Source organism: Ruegeria sp. YTSA108 (assembly GCF_059610185.1).
This window is the reverse complement of sequence record NZ_JBXWND010000007.1, coordinates 1-15,296: the sequence shown is the minus strand read 5'-3', so window position 1 is coordinate 15,296 and position 15,296 is coordinate 1. Positions and strand designations below refer to the sequence as shown.

General features: G+C 56.4%; 15 protein-coding genes. 8 read left to right on the top strand and 7 right to left on the bottom strand.

All coding sequences use genetic code 11. The features are described 5' to 3' along the window. Nucleotides 1-77 precede the first annotated feature (77 nt). The 5 genes from pth to AC2FHW_RS11330 all read right to left on the bottom strand — a co-directional run bounded on the left by pth (nucleotide 78) and on the right by AC2FHW_RS11330 (nucleotide 4,467). Nucleotides 78-758 carry an aminoacyl-tRNA hydrolase gene (pth, locus tag AC2FHW_RS11350; RefSeq protein WP_271951624.1) on the bottom strand — a complete coding sequence of 227 codons (681 nt, stop codon included), beginning with the start codon at nucleotides 756-758 and terminating at the stop codon, nucleotides 78-80. 137 nt (nucleotides 759-895) lie between these two features. Further along, on the bottom strand, nucleotides 896-1,549 hold the full coding sequence (locus AC2FHW_RS11345) for a 50S ribosomal protein L25/general stress protein Ctc (protein WP_142639464.1): 654 nt from the start codon (nucleotides 1,547-1,549) through the stop codon (nucleotides 896-898). Nucleotides 1,550-1,792: 243 nt separating this feature from the next. Beyond that, nucleotides 1,793-2,959, bottom strand: coding sequence for an alpha-hydroxy acid oxidase (locus AC2FHW_RS11340; RefSeq protein WP_496690359.1), 1,167 nt, complete (start codon nucleotides 2,957-2,959; stop codon nucleotides 1,793-1,795). A 152-nt stretch (nucleotides 2,960-3,111) separates the two neighbouring features. Continuing rightward, nucleotides 3,112-3,903 (bottom strand): tryptophan synthase subunit alpha, encoded by a 792-nt coding sequence (gene trpA, locus AC2FHW_RS11335; RefSeq protein ID WP_496678956.1) that lies wholly within the window; start codon nucleotides 3,901-3,903, stop codon nucleotides 3,112-3,114. A 78-nt stretch (nucleotides 3,904-3,981) separates the two neighbouring features. Then, complete coding sequence (locus AC2FHW_RS11330) at nucleotides 3,982-4,467, bottom strand: acyloxyacyl hydrolase (protein ID WP_496821932.1); 486 nt, start codon at nucleotides 4,465-4,467, stop codon at nucleotides 3,982-3,984. A gap of 194 nt (nucleotides 4,468-4,661) precedes the next feature. On the opposite strand from AC2FHW_RS11330, the gene ychF reads away from it, so the two are divergent. Then, nucleotides 4,662-5,759 carry a redox-regulated ATPase YchF gene (gene ychF, locus AC2FHW_RS11325; RefSeq protein ID WP_271951604.1) on the top strand — a complete coding sequence of 366 codons (1,098 nt, stop codon included), beginning with the start codon at nucleotides 4,662-4,664 and terminating at the stop codon, nucleotides 5,757-5,759. An 11-nt stretch (nucleotides 5,760-5,770) separates the two neighbouring features. After that, nucleotides 5,771-6,274: a GNAT family N-acetyltransferase gene (locus tag AC2FHW_RS11320; protein WP_496821930.1), complete on the top strand. Its 504-nt coding sequence runs from the start codon at nucleotides 5,771-5,773 to the stop codon at nucleotides 6,272-6,274. A 62-nt stretch (nucleotides 6,275-6,336) separates the two neighbouring features. Here AC2FHW_RS11320 and AC2FHW_RS11315 read toward each other — a convergent pair whose 3' ends face one another. Further along, the gene (locus AC2FHW_RS11315) at nucleotides 6,337-7,962 is read right to left on the bottom strand and encodes a GMC family oxidoreductase (protein ID WP_271951626.1); all 1,626 of its coding nucleotides are present in this window, start codon (nucleotides 7,960-7,962) and stop codon (nucleotides 6,337-6,339) included. 103 nt (nucleotides 7,963-8,065) lie between these two features. Between AC2FHW_RS11315 and AC2FHW_RS11310 the strand changes: the two genes are divergently transcribed. Next, nucleotides 8,066-8,944 (top strand): LysR substrate-binding domain-containing protein, encoded by an 879-nt coding sequence (locus AC2FHW_RS11310; RefSeq protein ID WP_271951607.1) that lies wholly within the window; start codon nucleotides 8,066-8,068, stop codon nucleotides 8,942-8,944. 4 nt (nucleotides 8,945-8,948) lie between these two features. Here AC2FHW_RS11310 and AC2FHW_RS11305 read toward each other — a convergent pair whose 3' ends face one another. Beyond that, nucleotides 8,949-9,518 carry a helix-turn-helix domain-containing protein gene (locus tag AC2FHW_RS11305; RefSeq protein ID WP_185956736.1) on the bottom strand — a complete coding sequence of 190 codons (570 nt, stop codon included), beginning with the start codon at nucleotides 9,516-9,518 and terminating at the stop codon, nucleotides 8,949-8,951. Between the two features lie 180 nt (nucleotides 9,519-9,698). Here AC2FHW_RS11305 and glyA point away from each other — a divergent pair, with 180 nt between their 5' ends. The 5 genes from glyA to AC2FHW_RS11280 all read left to right on the top strand — a co-directional run bounded on the left by glyA (nucleotide 9,699) and on the right by AC2FHW_RS11280 (nucleotide 15,203). After that, entirely contained in the window at nucleotides 9,699-10,952 is a 1,254-nt protein-coding gene (gene glyA / locus AC2FHW_RS11300; RefSeq protein ID WP_271951608.1) for a serine hydroxymethyltransferase, read from the top strand. A 9-nt stretch (nucleotides 10,953-10,961) separates the two neighbouring features. Next, nucleotides 10,962-12,344 (top strand): dihydrolipoyl dehydrogenase, encoded by a 1,383-nt coding sequence (gene lpdA, locus AC2FHW_RS11295; RefSeq protein WP_496821928.1) that lies wholly within the window; start codon nucleotides 10,962-10,964, stop codon nucleotides 12,342-12,344. Between the two features lie 14 nt (nucleotides 12,345-12,358). After that, nucleotides 12,359-13,303, top strand: coding sequence for a lipoyl synthase (gene lipA, locus AC2FHW_RS11290; protein WP_271951612.1), 945 nt, complete (start codon nucleotides 12,359-12,361; stop codon nucleotides 13,301-13,303). Between the two features lie 25 nt (nucleotides 13,304-13,328). Beyond that, a complete protein-coding gene (locus tag AC2FHW_RS11285; RefSeq protein WP_281973479.1) occupies nucleotides 13,329-14,702 on the top strand; it encodes an alanine/glycine:cation symporter family protein in 1,374 nt (457 codons plus the stop codon). A 78-nt stretch (nucleotides 14,703-14,780) separates the two neighbouring features. Next, entirely contained in the window at nucleotides 14,781-15,203 is a 423-nt protein-coding gene (locus AC2FHW_RS11280) for a universal stress protein (protein ID WP_142639489.1), read from the top strand. Nucleotides 15,204-15,296 lie beyond the last annotated feature (93 nt).

The following is a 15,296-nucleotide window of genomic DNA, read 5'->3' as shown; positions in this document are numbered from 1 at the left end:
GCCTCCCATGATTGCCGGTATTGGAGCCTGCCCGGGAAAATTCCGCAATCCGGACGTAGGGGCAACGGCAAAGGGCGCTATCTGAACTTGTCCATCAGCTTCTGCATGGCTGACCTGCTGTCCCCGGCGGGTTCGGTAATGGTCTGAGCCGTTGGTTTTGGGTGCTCGGACGGTGACTTGGACGAACGCGGCGGTGCCGTTCGCAGGGCAACGGCGTTCATGAACTTACCGCCATCGCCATTGGCCAGGTGCCTTGCGCCATCTGCAACGCCGCGCAGGACATCTTCCAACCAGTCGCTGTCAGCCTTTGCGAAATCGCCCAAGACATATGGCGAAACCAATTCTTTCCGCCCGGGATGACCGATCCCAAGGCGCACCCGATCATAGGCTGGGCTGATATGTTCGTGGATCGACCGAAGCCCGTTGTGACCGGCATGGCCTCCGCCTGCCTTGACGCGGACCTTACCCGGCGCCAGATCCAATTCATCATGTAGGACAGTGACGTCGGTCGAATCCAACTTGTAAAACCGCATGGCCTCGCCCACCGATTGACCGGACCGGTTCATGAAGGTCTGAGGCTTGATAAGCAAAACCTTTTCTTGACCAAGCCGCCCTTCGGCGATTTCGGCCTGAAATTTGGATTTCCAAGGACCAAAGCCGCAATCCTCGGCGATCCGGTCAACGGCCATAAAGCCAATATTGTGCCGGTTTCGAGCATATTTTGATCCGGGATTTCCCAGGCCGACAAACAGCTTCATCGTCATGTCCTTGTCTCAAGCGCGATATCGCAACTGGTTGATGGCACGGATCGGGGCCGATTTTCCAGCCCAACGGGCAAAAGAAAACGGGACCCCAATGGGGCCCCGTCACAAAAACCGAAACTTTGGGTCCGGCCTTATTCTTCTTCGCTTCCGACGACTTCGACTTCATCGGGTGCGACATCACCCTCTTCGCCCTCTTCGTCATCGCTTGTGGCCAGGCCGGTTGGGGCCGAGATGTTGGCGATCACAAAGTCACGGTCGATGGTCGGCTTGGTGCCAGCAGGCAGATCGACCGACGAAATGGTGACAACGTCGTTGATGTTCAGACCGGTCAGATCAACGGTGATCTTCTCAGGAATCTCACCAGCGGTACACATCAGCTCGACCTCAGGACGGACAACGGTCAGAACGCCGCCTTTCTTGATGCCGGGGGCCTCTTCCTCGTTGATGAAATCAACCGGAATAAACAGTGCGATCTTGGTGGTCCGACGCAGGCGCATCAGGTCCAGGTGGGTCGGCAGGTCTTTGACAACGTCACGCTGAACGTCGCGGCAGATGACGCGAACGTCTTCCTGGCCTTCAACCTTCAGGTTCCACAATGTCGACTTGAACCGGCCCGCTTTCAGGCGCTTGAACAGTTCGTTGAACGGGATCTGGATCGGCAGCGGCTCTTTGTCGCCACCAAAAACAATGCCCGGAACCATGCCGTCGCGGCGTGCCTGACGAGCGGCGCCCTTGCCTGTCCCCGTCCGTTCCAGAGCTACGAGATCAGGAATCTCTCCAGCCATGATATTTCTCCAATGTTAGGGCGGGTATCCTCCAAGGCTGTATACCCGCGTGAAGCCGCGTCCTTAGCTTGATTCATTGAGTTTGGAAAGGGGTTTTTGCAGCTCGTCTATTTTGCGAGGCTCTGTCCCGCGCTCCGAGGTATTTTCGGCCAGATGAAGCAGGGAATCCTTTCTTCAACTGGCTCTAAGTATCTCGGGGGAGGCGGCCAATCGGCGACAAGGACAGAGCCCCCATGCGCGCGATCAATCTGTCCAGCTCCCTCCGAAGTCTTTCGGGACAAGCAAATTGTGCCGGCCTAGATCGCTCACATTGCGTTCACCGCAAAGCGCCATGGTCGTATCAAGTTCTTTCTGAATGATCTCAAGTGCCGTGGTCACGCCTTTCTGGCCCATTGCGCCAAGACCGTAAACAAAGGCGCGCCCGATAAAGGTGCCCTTCGCGCCAAGTGCCAGTGCTTTCAGAACGTCCTGGCCAGATCGGATGCCACTGTCCAGATGCACTTCGATGTCGTTTCCGACAGCGTCCATAATCTCGGGCAGGACACGAATGGAGCTGAGCGCCCCGTCCAACTGGCGTCCGCCGTGGTTTGAAACCACGATGGCATCGGCGCCCAGCTTGGCGGCCATCTTGGCATCCTCGGAATCCAGGATACCCTTGAGGATCACCTTGCCGCCCCATTGGTCCATCAGCTTTTCAACCTTGCCCCAATCCAGGCTGGGGTCGAATTGTTCCGCCGTCCATGTGCCCAGCGATCTTGTATCAGTGATATTATCAACGTGGCCAACAATATTGCCGAAGTTCCGCCGTTTGGCGCCTAACATTTCAATGCCCCAGGCCCATTTTGTCATCAGATTGGCGATGGTCCTAGGCGTCAGCTTTGGCGGCGCGGACAGACCATTCTTTAGGTCTTTGTGGCGCTGCCCGAGTATTTGCAAGTCCAGGGTGATCACAAGGGCCGAACATTTTGCATCCTTGGCGCGTTGGATCAGTCGAGAGACATAGTCCTGGTCCTTCATGGTGTAGAGTTGGAACCAGAAGGGCGCAGTGGTGTTCTCGGCCACCTCCTCGATAGAATTGATTGACATCGTGGACAGGGTAAAGGGGACGCCAAAAGCCTCGGCTGCTTTGGCGGCTTTGATCTCACCATCCGCGTGCTGCATGCCGGTCAGACCAACGGGGGCAAGGGCAACAGGCATGGTAACATCCTGTCCGATCATCTGCGACGCCGTCGTGCGCCCGGTCATATCAACCGCTACTCGCTGGCGCAGGCGGATATCTTCGAAATCCGAGCTGTTATCGCGAAAGGTCTGCTCGGTCCAGCTGCCGCTTTCGGTATAGTCAAAGAACATGCGCGGGACGCGTCGTTCATAGATGTGTTTGAGGTCTTGGATATTGGTGATGACGGGCATGAGATGCGGCTTTCGAAAGATTGGTCCTTTTTCTTTACCAATTTTTCGAAAGCCTCGCAACGCCACGTTTCTGTGCGCAACGTTAGGTGCAATAGAAAAACCGCAGCCGGGTTGCGCCGACTGCGGTCAAGATTGCGAAACCGGTCGTTGGATCAGGACGAATGTGCCCCATCTGCCAGCGATTTGACAAAATCCAGAACTTCACCAACCGACTTCCCGGCGGCGATCTGGCTGACAATGGCCGAGCCGACCACAGCGCCATCGGCAACAGTTGCGATTGCCCGCGATTTTTCCGGGGTATTGATTCCAAAGCCCACGATCACTGGCAAATCCGTGGCGGATTTGATCCGAGAGACCTCGGGGCCTACATTCGTGGCCTGGGCTTCGGCTGCACCTGTGATCCCCGTGATCGAGACGTAATACACAAATCCCGAAGTGTTCTGAAGAACGCGCGGAAGCCGTTTGTCATCCGTTGTCGGCGTGGCGAGGCGGATAAAATTCAATCCAGCCGCCTGTGCAGGCAGACAAAGTTCGTCATCTTCTTCGGGGGGCAGGTCAACGACGATCAGGCCGTCGATGCCAGCCTCAGTAGCGTCCGCCAGAAACCTTTCCACGCCGCGGCTGTAGATGGGATTGTAATACCCCATTAGCACAATAGGCGTTGTATCATCCGTTTCCCGAAAAGCACGTGCAAGATCCAGTGTGCGTTGCAGGGTCATCCCGCCCTCTAGGGCGCGTTGTCCTGCTGCCTGGATGGTCGGACCATCCGCCATCGGGTCGGTGAACGGCAGCCCAAGTTCGATCACGTCGACACCGGCACCGGGCAAGCCCCTGACGATCTCAAGCGAGGTGTCGAAATCGGGGTCACCGGCCATGATGTAGGATACGAAGGCCTTTTTGCCCTCGGCCTTGAGGGCGGCGAACTTGGCGTCGATACGGGTCATCTGCGGTCCTTGCATACGGATTTGAACCTGATGTGCAGAAACTTTGCCCGGAAATCAATCCCGCTGGGCCAGATTGCTTCAGAACCCGTAGTGATAACGCATGAACACTGAGTTGACGCCGGGATTGAAACTGTCCGTGCTCGCGTTCGAATTATGGGTGATGGCCAGCGAGAGCTTGTTTCCGTTTTCCAGGGCATATCCAATTCCGAAAAGGCTGCGGATCTGGAAATTTCCGCCGAGATCATTGTCATCATTTGAGGCGTTGTAGTAGCCAGGCATCACGCTGGCCTCTGCGAACCACCGGTCAGAGATCGTATAGAGACCGACCAAACCGGCGCCAATATGCGTGTCGGCATCTGCATCCACCGTCAGAGCCACACCCCAGCCAGCACTGAGGCGCGTGGCTTCGTGAAACGGGCTGTGCTGGTATTCCAGTGACACGACCGACTGATCATTGCTGCTGGTGTGGGTGAAATCCGCATATCCTGCTCCCAATACGATGGACCGCCCGTGTGCCATGGTCGTGGTGGCCAGCAAAGTGCTCATTAAGAAAAGTGTTTTCATCTCGGTACTTCTTGGTTTTCTCAACTCCCTGTCAGTTGGTGACGTGGCAGTGGCAGAATCAAGTATTCGAAGTACACGTTTGATTAACAGATAAGTGATGTTGCAACTGGGACTCGACCTGTTGCCGCCGTCCGGGTTGCGCATTTGCCCGGACGTGAATAGAAGACGCCGTCGTATCGCTTCAGGAGGCCGAGATGGGCTTTAAAATGGGAATCGTGGGTTTGCCGAATGTGGGCAAGTCGACTCTCTTCAATGCGCTGACCAAGACAGCGGCTGCTCAGGCGGCGAATTTCCCGTTCTGCACCATTGAACCCAATGTGGGTGATGTGGCGGTGCCCGATGACCGGCTGGACAAGCTGGCGGCGATTGCAAGTTCAAAGCAGATCATCCCGACGCGAATGACGTTTGTGGATATCGCGGGCCTGGTAAAGGGCGCGTCAAAGGGCGAGGGGTTGGGCAACCAGTTTCTGGCCAACATCCGTGAGACTGACGCCATCGCTCATGTGTTGCGCTGCTTCGAAGATGGTGATGTGACCCATGTCGATGGCCGCGTCGATCCCGTGGCGGATGCCGATACGATTGAGACCGAACTGATGCTGGCCGATCTGGAAAGTATCGAAAAGCGCCGTGCCAATCTGGTGCGCAAGCTGAAGGGCAACGACAAAGAGGCACAGCAACAGGAACGTTTGCTTGCCGAAGCGCAGGCCATGCTGGAAGACGGCAAACCCGCGCGTCTGGTCGAAGTTAGCGACGAAGACGACAAGGCGTGGAAAATGCTGCAACTGCTGACCACCAAACCGGTTCTCTATGTCTGCAACGTCTCGGAAGAAGAGGCCGCCGAGGGCAATGAATATTCAGCCCGTGTGGCTGAAATGGCCGCAGCGCAAGGCAACTCGCACGTCATTATCAGTGCCAAGATCGAAGAAGAGATTAGCCTGCTGGAAGAGGACGAAGCGCAGATGTTCCTCGAGGAAATGGGGCTGGAAGAGCCCGGTCTCGACCGTCTGATCCGCGCAGGCTACGACCTGCTGAAGCTGGAAACCTATTTCACCGTCGGCCCGAAAGAGGCCCGCGCCTGGACCATCCGCACCGGCACCGCCGCGCCGCAGGCTGCTGGCGTGATCCATGGCGATTTCGAAAAGGGTTTCATCCGCGCTGAAACGATCGCGTATGACGACTATATTACGGCAAACGGAGAGCAAGGCGCCAAAGAAGCGGGCAAGATGCGGGCCGAAGGCAAGGGCTATGTCGTCAAGGATGGCGATGTGATGCACTTCTTGTTTAATACCTAAGCGCCTTGGCATTGCGAACTGCAGAAAAGTCAGATGCGTCCAGTATCGCTGCCATCTCGATTGAAGTATGGATCGGAACCTACCTCAAACATGGTGTCAGTGGGATTTTTGCAGATTTCGCCTTGTCGGAATTCACAACAAGCAAAGTATTAGAACAGATTCAAAACCCGGATGAATTCATTCTGGTGTCCGACAATAATCAGGGGATTGACGGGTTCATCCGTGTTTCCCCTGCACGCATCGCCCCTGTTTCCGGGTGGTGGGGCATGGAGATATCGACATTCTACGTCCAGCCGCGCCATCACGGGAAAGGTATCGGAAGGCGTCTTTTGGCAGCCGCGCTGGAACATTGCCGGGATCAGGGGGCAGATGTGGTCTGGCTGATGACCAATGCTGAGAACGCCTCGGCCATCAAGTTCTATCTGGCCAAGGGTTTTGAGTTCATTGGAGAGACCCACTTTCAGATCGACGATCAGAAGTATTTGAACAACGTCTATGCGTTGCACTTTTCCTGATCAGGGAATGAGGCCACTTTCCAGACCAAATATTCTGTAAGATGGTCTTCTTTCCCTCTGCTTCAAGCGTTCATGCGCTTTGTGGCATCTTCCAGAATGAGGTCCGCGCCGCGCGCGGCCAGCATCATCACAGGCGCATTGGTGTTGCCTGAGGTGATGCTTGGAAACGAGGAGGCGTCGACCACCCGAAGGCCTGCCACCCCATGCACCCGCAGTCGAGAATCCAGAACTGAATCCTGTTCCGATGTCCCCATGCGACATGTACAGCTTGGATGAAATATAGTTCCGGCGTTGGCGCGGAAATTTTCCAACAGCTGGTCGTCATTCATCCGCGTAACATCTGGTTCTATCCGGGTCCGCGTAACACTGCGGATCGTCTCAGTCTGCGCCAGCTTCTGTAACACCCGACCCGCTTTGATAGCCATGTCGCAGTCATGGTTTGTGGAGAGAGAGTTTGGTTGGATGGCGGGTGCATCCATGGGATCTGCCGAACGGATGTTGATCTCCCCTCTGCTTGTCGGCCTGCAGGGCTGGGCGCACAGAAGAAAGCCTGCTTCGGTATCAACGCCCGGTTGTCCTTTGGTGTCGGTCTTATAGGACATCGGATTGCAATAGATTTGCATATCAGCAAATTCGGCGGTTTCGTCCGAACGCACAAAGCCGCTGACCTGGTTGACGGGGACGCTGAGTGGCCCGCTGCGGGTCAACAGATAACGAATACCGGACAACATCTGTCCCAACCGATTGCCAAGCGTATTATTCAATGTCGGCTCGGTCGCATGAAAGAAATGGGATATGCCAAGATGATCCTGCAATCCCTGTCCAACCTGCGACAGGTTATGGCGCACTTTGATGCCGTGCCTTTTCAACAGGTTCGCAGGCCCGATCCCCGAAAGCTGCAAGAGCTGTGGCGAGTTTACGGCTCCCGCAGACAGGATGACTTCACGGATCGCGAAGGACGTAACCACCTGACCCCCAACGTGATAGCGGACACCGGTGGCTTTGCCCTGATCCAGAATGACGTTCTGCACCAGAGCATTGGATACTACCCGCAGATTGCTGCGTTTCAGCGCAGGGCGCAGGAACGCGGCTGCTGATGACCAGCGGCGGCCGTTTTTGACGGTGCTGCGCAGGTTCATCATCCCTTCGGCGTCCTGACCGTTCAGATTGTCCGAAACATGCCAGCCCATCTGCCGTGAGGCCTCCAGAAAGTGGCGCGAAAACGGGTGCATGCCCTCACTGACATCACTGACCACAAGGGGTCCGTCCGTTGACGAAGGTGTTTGGCCTCTTTCGACATGGGTCTCGATCGCCTCATATGTCTGGCGAACCGTTTCCCAGTTCCAACCCTCTGCGCCTGCCTTGGCCCAGTCATCAAAATCATGCGAGAGGCCTCGCAAATATGCCATGGCGTTGATCGAGCTTGATCCGCCAATAACCCGCCCGCGCGGCCAATAGGCCTGACGGTTGTTCAACCCGGGATCAGCCTGGGCAGAGTAACACCAGTTCACCTTGGGATCGTTGAAGGTTTTGCCGTATCCCAGCGGTACATTGATCCAGAAACGGCGATCGGTTCCACCGGCTTCTATCAGCAACACTTTATGGCTGCCACACGCGCTCAGCTTGTTTGCCAGCACGCAGCCGGCAGATCCGGCGCCCACGATGATATAGTCGAAGGTCTGCGTCATCTCGAACCGTTTTGGGTAATAGGCCCCATGATTTGCACGCAAAGATTGTCAATTCAAACAATGTATATTACCCATTAGGCATAATTTTCATTGAAGGTAAGAAATGGCGAAATTGCCCCATGTCACCTGGTTGCGGGCTTTTGAAGTTGCCGCGCGTCACAACAGTTTCTCTGCGGCAGCAGAAGAGCTGGGGCTGACATCAGCCGCCGTCAGTCAGCAGATACGGTTGTTAGAGAAGCACCTAAACGTATCCCTGTTCGAACGCTTGCCGCGCGGGGTTGCCCTGACCGAAATCGGGCGGGCCTATGCGATGCCGGTTCAAAAGACGTTTTCCGAGTTAAGAGACGCAACCAGCGGCCTTTTCACCAATTCCCGCAGGCGGGTGGTCAAAATACGGGCCTCCATCTCATGTGCGGGGCTGGTAATCGCACCAAGACTGTTTGAGTTTGAAAACCTGCACCCCGACATCAAAGTGGACCTCTCCACCTTCGTCTGGGCGAACCGGTTTGGAGAGGAAGAAAGCGATATTGATATCCGGTTCGGCTATGGTGACTGGGATGACGGGATCGTCTCGCATCTGGGCCATGAATGTGCGGTGCCGGTCTGCCATCCCGATTATGCGGCATCTTTTGGCGCAGATCTGAGCATTCAAAATCTGGCCCAGGGCCGGGTCGTCGCAATCAAAGGGTCCGAGAATGACTGGATGAGATTGTCCGATCAATACACGCTCAATTTGGGCGCGCCCTCCAGAACGCTTCGAATGGATTCGTCACTTTTGGCTTTGCAGGCCGTCACGGCGGGGCAGGGCGCGGCCATGGTATTAGAGAGCTTTGCCCATGAGTACATTAAGCAGGGTTTGCTGGTGGCACCCTTTGATTACCGTCTACCCATTCAGCCTTCGCACTATCTGGTTAAACGCAAAGGCGCTGAAGACCGCATCGAGGTACAGGTTTTCGCAAGTTGGGTGACGTCACTCTATTAGCGGGCTATTCCAGTGATACCCAAAGCACACGGGCATCTTCGGTACTGGTTGAAATACAGCCGTGCCCCATTCCACTGTCATAATAGAGCGAGTCCCCGGCTTTCATCGGCAGCGGTCGGTAGTGTTCCGACACAAAAGTCAGCTCTCCGCTGAGGACAAACATGAACTCTTCTCCAGAATGGCGAATCCAGTTTTCAAATTCGGAAATGTCGCGCGCCTTGATTGTCGCGATATAGGGCAGCATCCGTTTGCTGGTCAGCTCTGAACACAGCAATTCATGGATATATGTGGAGGTGTCCTTGATCTCACCGTCGCCCTTGGGCGTATAATCGCGACGGCCTGATATACCCGATTGACCGGACTGTAGAAACAGCTGCGGTGTGCTGAGGTCAAGCGCCTGTGTGAGCCGCCGAACAATATCAAAGCTGGGCTTTGTCTGGTTGTTTTCGATTTTTGACAGGGTTGATCGACCGATCCCGGCAGCACGACCGGCTTCTTCCAAAGTCCAGCCTTTTGCACGGCGCGCGTCGCGGATCGAGCGGCCCAGAGCCATACCCTCGTCCTGTTCGTCCATTCCGGAAACATCCGTTAAATTCTCTTCTGCCACGTGAAATCCCCCTGTTTTATCGATGCTTGCATAATTTCCAATCAAAATCAAATTCACCATTGTAAGAAAAATGTTGCCTTAAGGATGAAAATTCCACTATAGGAAACAAAGTTTCGCGAATTGGATTCGGAACCTTGGGAGGAGACCATGTTTAAAACGTCGCTGGCTGAGGCCGATCCGGTAATCTCTGCGTCGATTTCCCGTGAGGGTGCCCGTCAGGCGGATCAGATCGAACTGATCGCATCTGAAAACATCGTCTCGCAGGCGGTGATTGATGCGCAGGGGTCTGTGCTGACCAACAAATACGCCGAAGGGTATCCCGGTCGCCGGTATTACGGTGGCTGCGAATATGTCGACGAGGTCGAATCAGAAGCTATCGAGCGGTTGAAGAAACTGTTTGGGTGCGAATACGCAAACGTTCAACCTCATTCCGGCGCTCAGGCGAATGGAGCGGTCAAGCTGGCGCTGCTTAGCCCCGGTGACACGATATTGGGAATGTCGCTGGATGCTGGCGGGCACCTGACCCACGGCGCGAAACCCGCGCAATCGGGCAAATGGTTCCGTCCGGTGCAATACGGTCTGAACGATGCCGGGCTGATTGATTATGATCAGGTCGAGGCATTGGCAGAAGCTGAGAAGCCCAAGCTGATCATCGCGGGCGCATCGGCCTATTCGCAAAAAATCGACTTTGCGCGCTTTCGGGCAATCGCTGACAAGGTTGGGGCCTGGCTGCTGGCAGATATGGCGCATATCGCGGGGCTGGTGGCGACTGGGCTGCATCCGTCGCCTATTGGGCACGCTCATGTGGTGACGTCGACCACTCATAAGACCCTACGTGGACCACGCGGTGGGATCATCCTGACCAATGATGAAACACTCGCCAAAAAGATCAACTCGGCAGTGTTTCCGGGTCTGCAAGGTGGCCCGCTGATGCATGTGATCGCGGGCAAGGCTGTAGCCTTTGGTGAAGCTTTGAAGCCTGAGTTCAAAACCTACATGCAGCGCGTAGTCGACAGCGCGGCGGCTTTGGCGAATGTGATGATGGCGCGAGGCTGTGACATCGTTTCCGGCGGAACTGAGAACCATCTGATGTTGGTCGATCTGCGCCCCATCGGCGTGACTGGCAAAGATGCCGAGGCCGCGCTTGAGCGTGCAGGTTTTACTTGCAACAAAAACAGTGTTCCCGGCGATCCGCAAAAGCCAACGATTACCAGTGGTATTCGTCTGGGCACCGCTGCCGGATGCAGCCGTGGATTTGGCCCCGAAGAGTTTACAACGATCGGTCATCTGATTGGCAACGTGCTGGACGCTTTGGCTCAGTCGTCTGACGGGGATGCGACCGTCGAAAAAGAAACTCGTGAAAAAGTCCGCGCCCTGTGCGCGAGCCATCCGATCTACTGAGGTTAAATCATGAGCACCTATGACCTGATCGTTATTGGCGGTGGCCCCGGCGGATATGTAGCGGCCATTCGTGCCGCTCAGCTGGGCATGAATGTCGCTTGCGTCGAGGGGCGGGGTGCTCTTGGCGGGACCTGTCTGAATGTGGGGTGCATACCCTCCAAAGCGTTGCTGACCTCCTCGGCCAAATATGCCGAGATCAGCCATCTCTCCTCCCATGGCATAGAGGTCGAGGGGGCCAGCATCGACATCGGCGCGATGATGGGGCGCAAGGACAAGATCGTTGGTGACCTGACCAAAGGGATCGGATTCCTGTTCAAAAAGAACGGTATCGACCTGTTCGAAGGTTGGGCCAGCATTCCGGCTGCAGGGCAGGTTCAGGTCGGCGACACGATCCATGAGGCAAAGAATATCCTGATCGCCACCGGATCCGAGCCGACCTCGCTGCCGGGGATCGAGATTGACGAGCAAGATATCCTCAGCTCGACCGGGGCGATTGCGCTGGACACCGTGCCGGATCATCTGGTGGTGATCGGTGCCGGTGTCATCGGATTGGAACTGGGTCAGGTCTGGGCGCGTCTGGGTGCCAAAGTCACGGTGGTTGAATATCTCGACCGTGTTCTGCCCGGCATTGATGGAGAGATCGCCAAGCTGGCACAGCGCGCCCTGTCAAAGCGCGGGCTGAAATTCCAACTGGGCAGGGCGCTGAAATCGGTCGGGAAAACCGACGCGGGCCTGTCCCTGATCGTGGACCGGGTTGGCAAGGACAAGGAAGAAGTGATCGAGGCCGACAAGGTCCTGATCGCCGTAGGCCGTCGCCCTGTGACGCGCGGACTGGGGTTGGATGATCTGGGCGTTGCCATCAACCAACGCGGTTTTATCGAGGTCGATGGAGCGTTCCAGACCTCGGTGCCCGGTATCTATGCGATTGGTGATTGTGTGCCAGGGCCAATGCTGGCGCATAAGGCCGAAGAAGATGGCGTCGCCTGTGTTGAAATACTGGCCGGACAGGCTGGACATGTGGATTACAACACTGTTCCGGGCGTGGTTTATACTGACCCCGAAGTTGCCTCGGTCGGATTGACCGAAGAAGCGCTTAAAGAAGCGGGGGCAGAATATTCCGTGGGCAAGTTCGCCTTCATGGCCAATTCTCGGGCGCGTTCGACTGGTGAAACGGATGGTGCGGTCAAGGTTCTGGTTGGCGATGACGGTCAAATTCTGGGCGCGCATATCTGCGGCGCGCATGGCGGCGACCTGATTGCCGAGCTGGTTCTGGCCATGACGAAAGGCGCAACAGTTGCTGAAGTTGCCGCAACCTGTCATGCGCACCCTGCCATGGGCGAGGCGGTCAAAGAGGCCTGCCTTGACGCCCTGGGCCGTGCGATTCACGCTTAACGAGGATCAGCCAGATGACCATCCAGCTTCGCCCTCGTCACCCGGAAAAAGCCAAAAAGGCTGACAGTGTCATTCCGCGTAAACCGAAATGGATTCGGAAGAAACGGGTTGAAAGCGCAGAATTTTACGAAACCCGCCGCCTGATGCGTGACCATAATCTGGCGACCGTTTGCGAAGAGGCGGCTTGCCCAAATATCGGCGAATGCTGGTCCAAGCGCCACGCCACCATGATGATCATGGGCGAGGTCTGTACCCGCGGCTGTTCCTTCTGCAACGTTGCCACTGGCCGCCCCGACGCTCTGGACCAGTTCGAACCCGGCCGTGTGGCCGTTGCGGTGAAAAAGCTGGGCCTGCGTCATGTCGTGATCACCTCGGTTGACCGGGATGATCTGGCTGATGGCGGCGCTGAACATATTGCCCAAACCATCCGTGCTGTGCGCCACCAGAATCCCGGCACAACGGTAGAAGTTCTGACCCCCGACTTTCTGGGCAAAGGGGACGCGGCCGATCTGGTATTTGCGGCCGCCCCCGACGTATTCAATCACAATCTCGAAACGGTTCCGCATCTGTATCCCACGGTGCGTCCGGGCGCGCGGTATTACACTTCGCTGCGTCTGTTGGACGATGCCAAGCGCACCAACCCCGAGATCTTTACCAAATCCGGCCTGATGGTCGGGCTGGGTGAAAGCCTTGTCGATGTGCGGCAGGTGATGGATGACCTGCGCGCAGCGAATGTCGATTTTCTGACAGTGGGGCAATACCTACAGCCGACCGCAAAACATCACCCGATTGACCGGTTCTGGACACCGGAAGAATTCGCCCAGCTTGAGCAGATCGCACGCTCAAAGGGCTTTCTGCACGTGTCAGCCACGCCGCTGACCCGTTCGTCGTTCCACGCGGACGAAGACTTTGCCGCCCTCAAGCAAGCTCGCCAAAGGGCGATTGCTGCCGGGGCATAATCCAAACGCGCTAGGGAGGAATACCATGGAAGCGTTAAATTCAATCGTAGGGGCCATCAATGGCGTCGTGTGGGGCCCGCTGATGCTGGTCCTCATTCTTGGCGTTGGCTTCTTCCTGCAGGTGGGGCTGAAATTCATGCCGATCCTGCGTATCGGCACGGGCTTTAAGCTGCTGTTTGCCGGTCGAGAAAGTCAGGGCGATGGGCAGATCAGCCCGTTCAACGCACTGATGACGTCGCTGTCGGCGACCATTGGTACGGGTAACATCGCCGGTGTTGCTACTGCTGTCTTCCTGGGCGGTCCGGGCGCTTTGTTCTGGATGTGGATGACCGCCCTGGTGGGCATGGCCACCAAATATGCCGAGGCTGTTCTGGCGGTGAAATACCGTGAGAAGGACGAGCTGGGCAACTTTGTCGGTGGTCCGATGTACTACATCAAGAACGGTCTGGGTGCGAAATGGGCCTGGCTGGGTGTTGCATTTGCCCTGTTCGGCGCAGTTGCAGCCTTTGGTATCGGCAACGGTGTGCAAGCCAATGGTGTTGCACAGGTTCTCGAAGCCAATTTCGGCCTGAATACTTCGGTCACCGGTATCGTGCTGATGGTCCTGACCGCAGCCGTAATCCTGGGCGGTATCACGCGTATCGGTGCCGTTGCCGGTAAACTGGTTCCGTTCATGGCGATTGCCTATATCATCGCGGGTCTGCTGGTTCTGCTGATCAATATCGGTGAAATCGGCAATGCTGTGTCGTTGGTCTTCACCTACGCCTTCACACCCTCGGCCGCCGAAGGTGGTTTTGCGGGCGCAGCCGTTTGGGCCGCCATCCGCTTTGGTGTGGCGCGCGGTGTCTTCTCGAACGAAGCCGGTCTGGGTTCCGCCCCGATCGCGCACGCAGCAGCAGAAACCAAAGGTCCGGTAAACCAGGGCCTGATCGCGATGCTGGGAACGTTCATCGACACTATCATCGTCTGCTCGATCACCGGTTTGGCAATCATCGCCTCAGGTGCATGGACCACGGGTGAATCCGGTGCCGCGTTGACTTCGGCCGCCTTCGAAATGTCGTTGCCGGGCATTGGTGGCTATTTGATCGCCATCGCGCTGTCGATCTTTGCCTTTACCACCATCCTCGGTTGGTCGTTCTATGGCGAAAAATGCGTCGAGTTCCTGTTGGGTGTGAAATCTTTGGTGCCGTACCGCGTCTTGTGGATTATCATGATCTACTTCGGCGCAACCGCGGATCTGGGCTTTATCTGGCTGCTTGCAGATACGCTGAACGCCATGATGGCTATCCCGAACCTGATCGCCTTGGCATTGCTGAGCCCAATCGTCTTCAAATTGACGAAAGAGTTCTTTGCCTCCGGTGGCAAGTCAGAAGAGCCGGGCGGCACGCCTGCCGAATAAACCGGGCACTGAAAACCTACGGGGGGCCATTCCGGCCCCCCGACTTGAAACAGAATTCCTATCTCGAGGAGAGGCGTGATGGCCACGAAAATCCTGCTGCCGATTGATCACTCTGACGACCGTTCCTGGAAACAGGCATTGCCGGTCGCATTGGAACAGGCGAAATTCTACGGTGCCGAGCTGCATGCGGTCGCCGTCATCCCCGAGATCATCCAGCTGCCGAACCTGCCCGCCAATTATGGCGCCGGTGCCAAAGAGCATGTGCGCAACGCGGTTCAGGCCATCTTGGATAATGGTGACGCCGCGGGCGTTGCTGTCCATGTCCAAGAGGGCAGCGTCTACCGCGAAATTCTGAAGCTCGCTCACAAAGAGGGCTTCGACATGATCGTCATGGCGTCGACCAAGGGCGATTTCCCGAATTATGAAATTGGTCCGAACCTGGCACGTGTGGTGCGCAATGCGCATTGCACCGTCATGGTTGTTCGTGACCAATCCCGCTGATCGAAAGGTACCTGAAATGACGGATATTAGGCGCACGCCTTTGCATGGTTTGCATGTTGAGTTGGGTGGGAAGTTGGTTGATTTTGCGGGCTG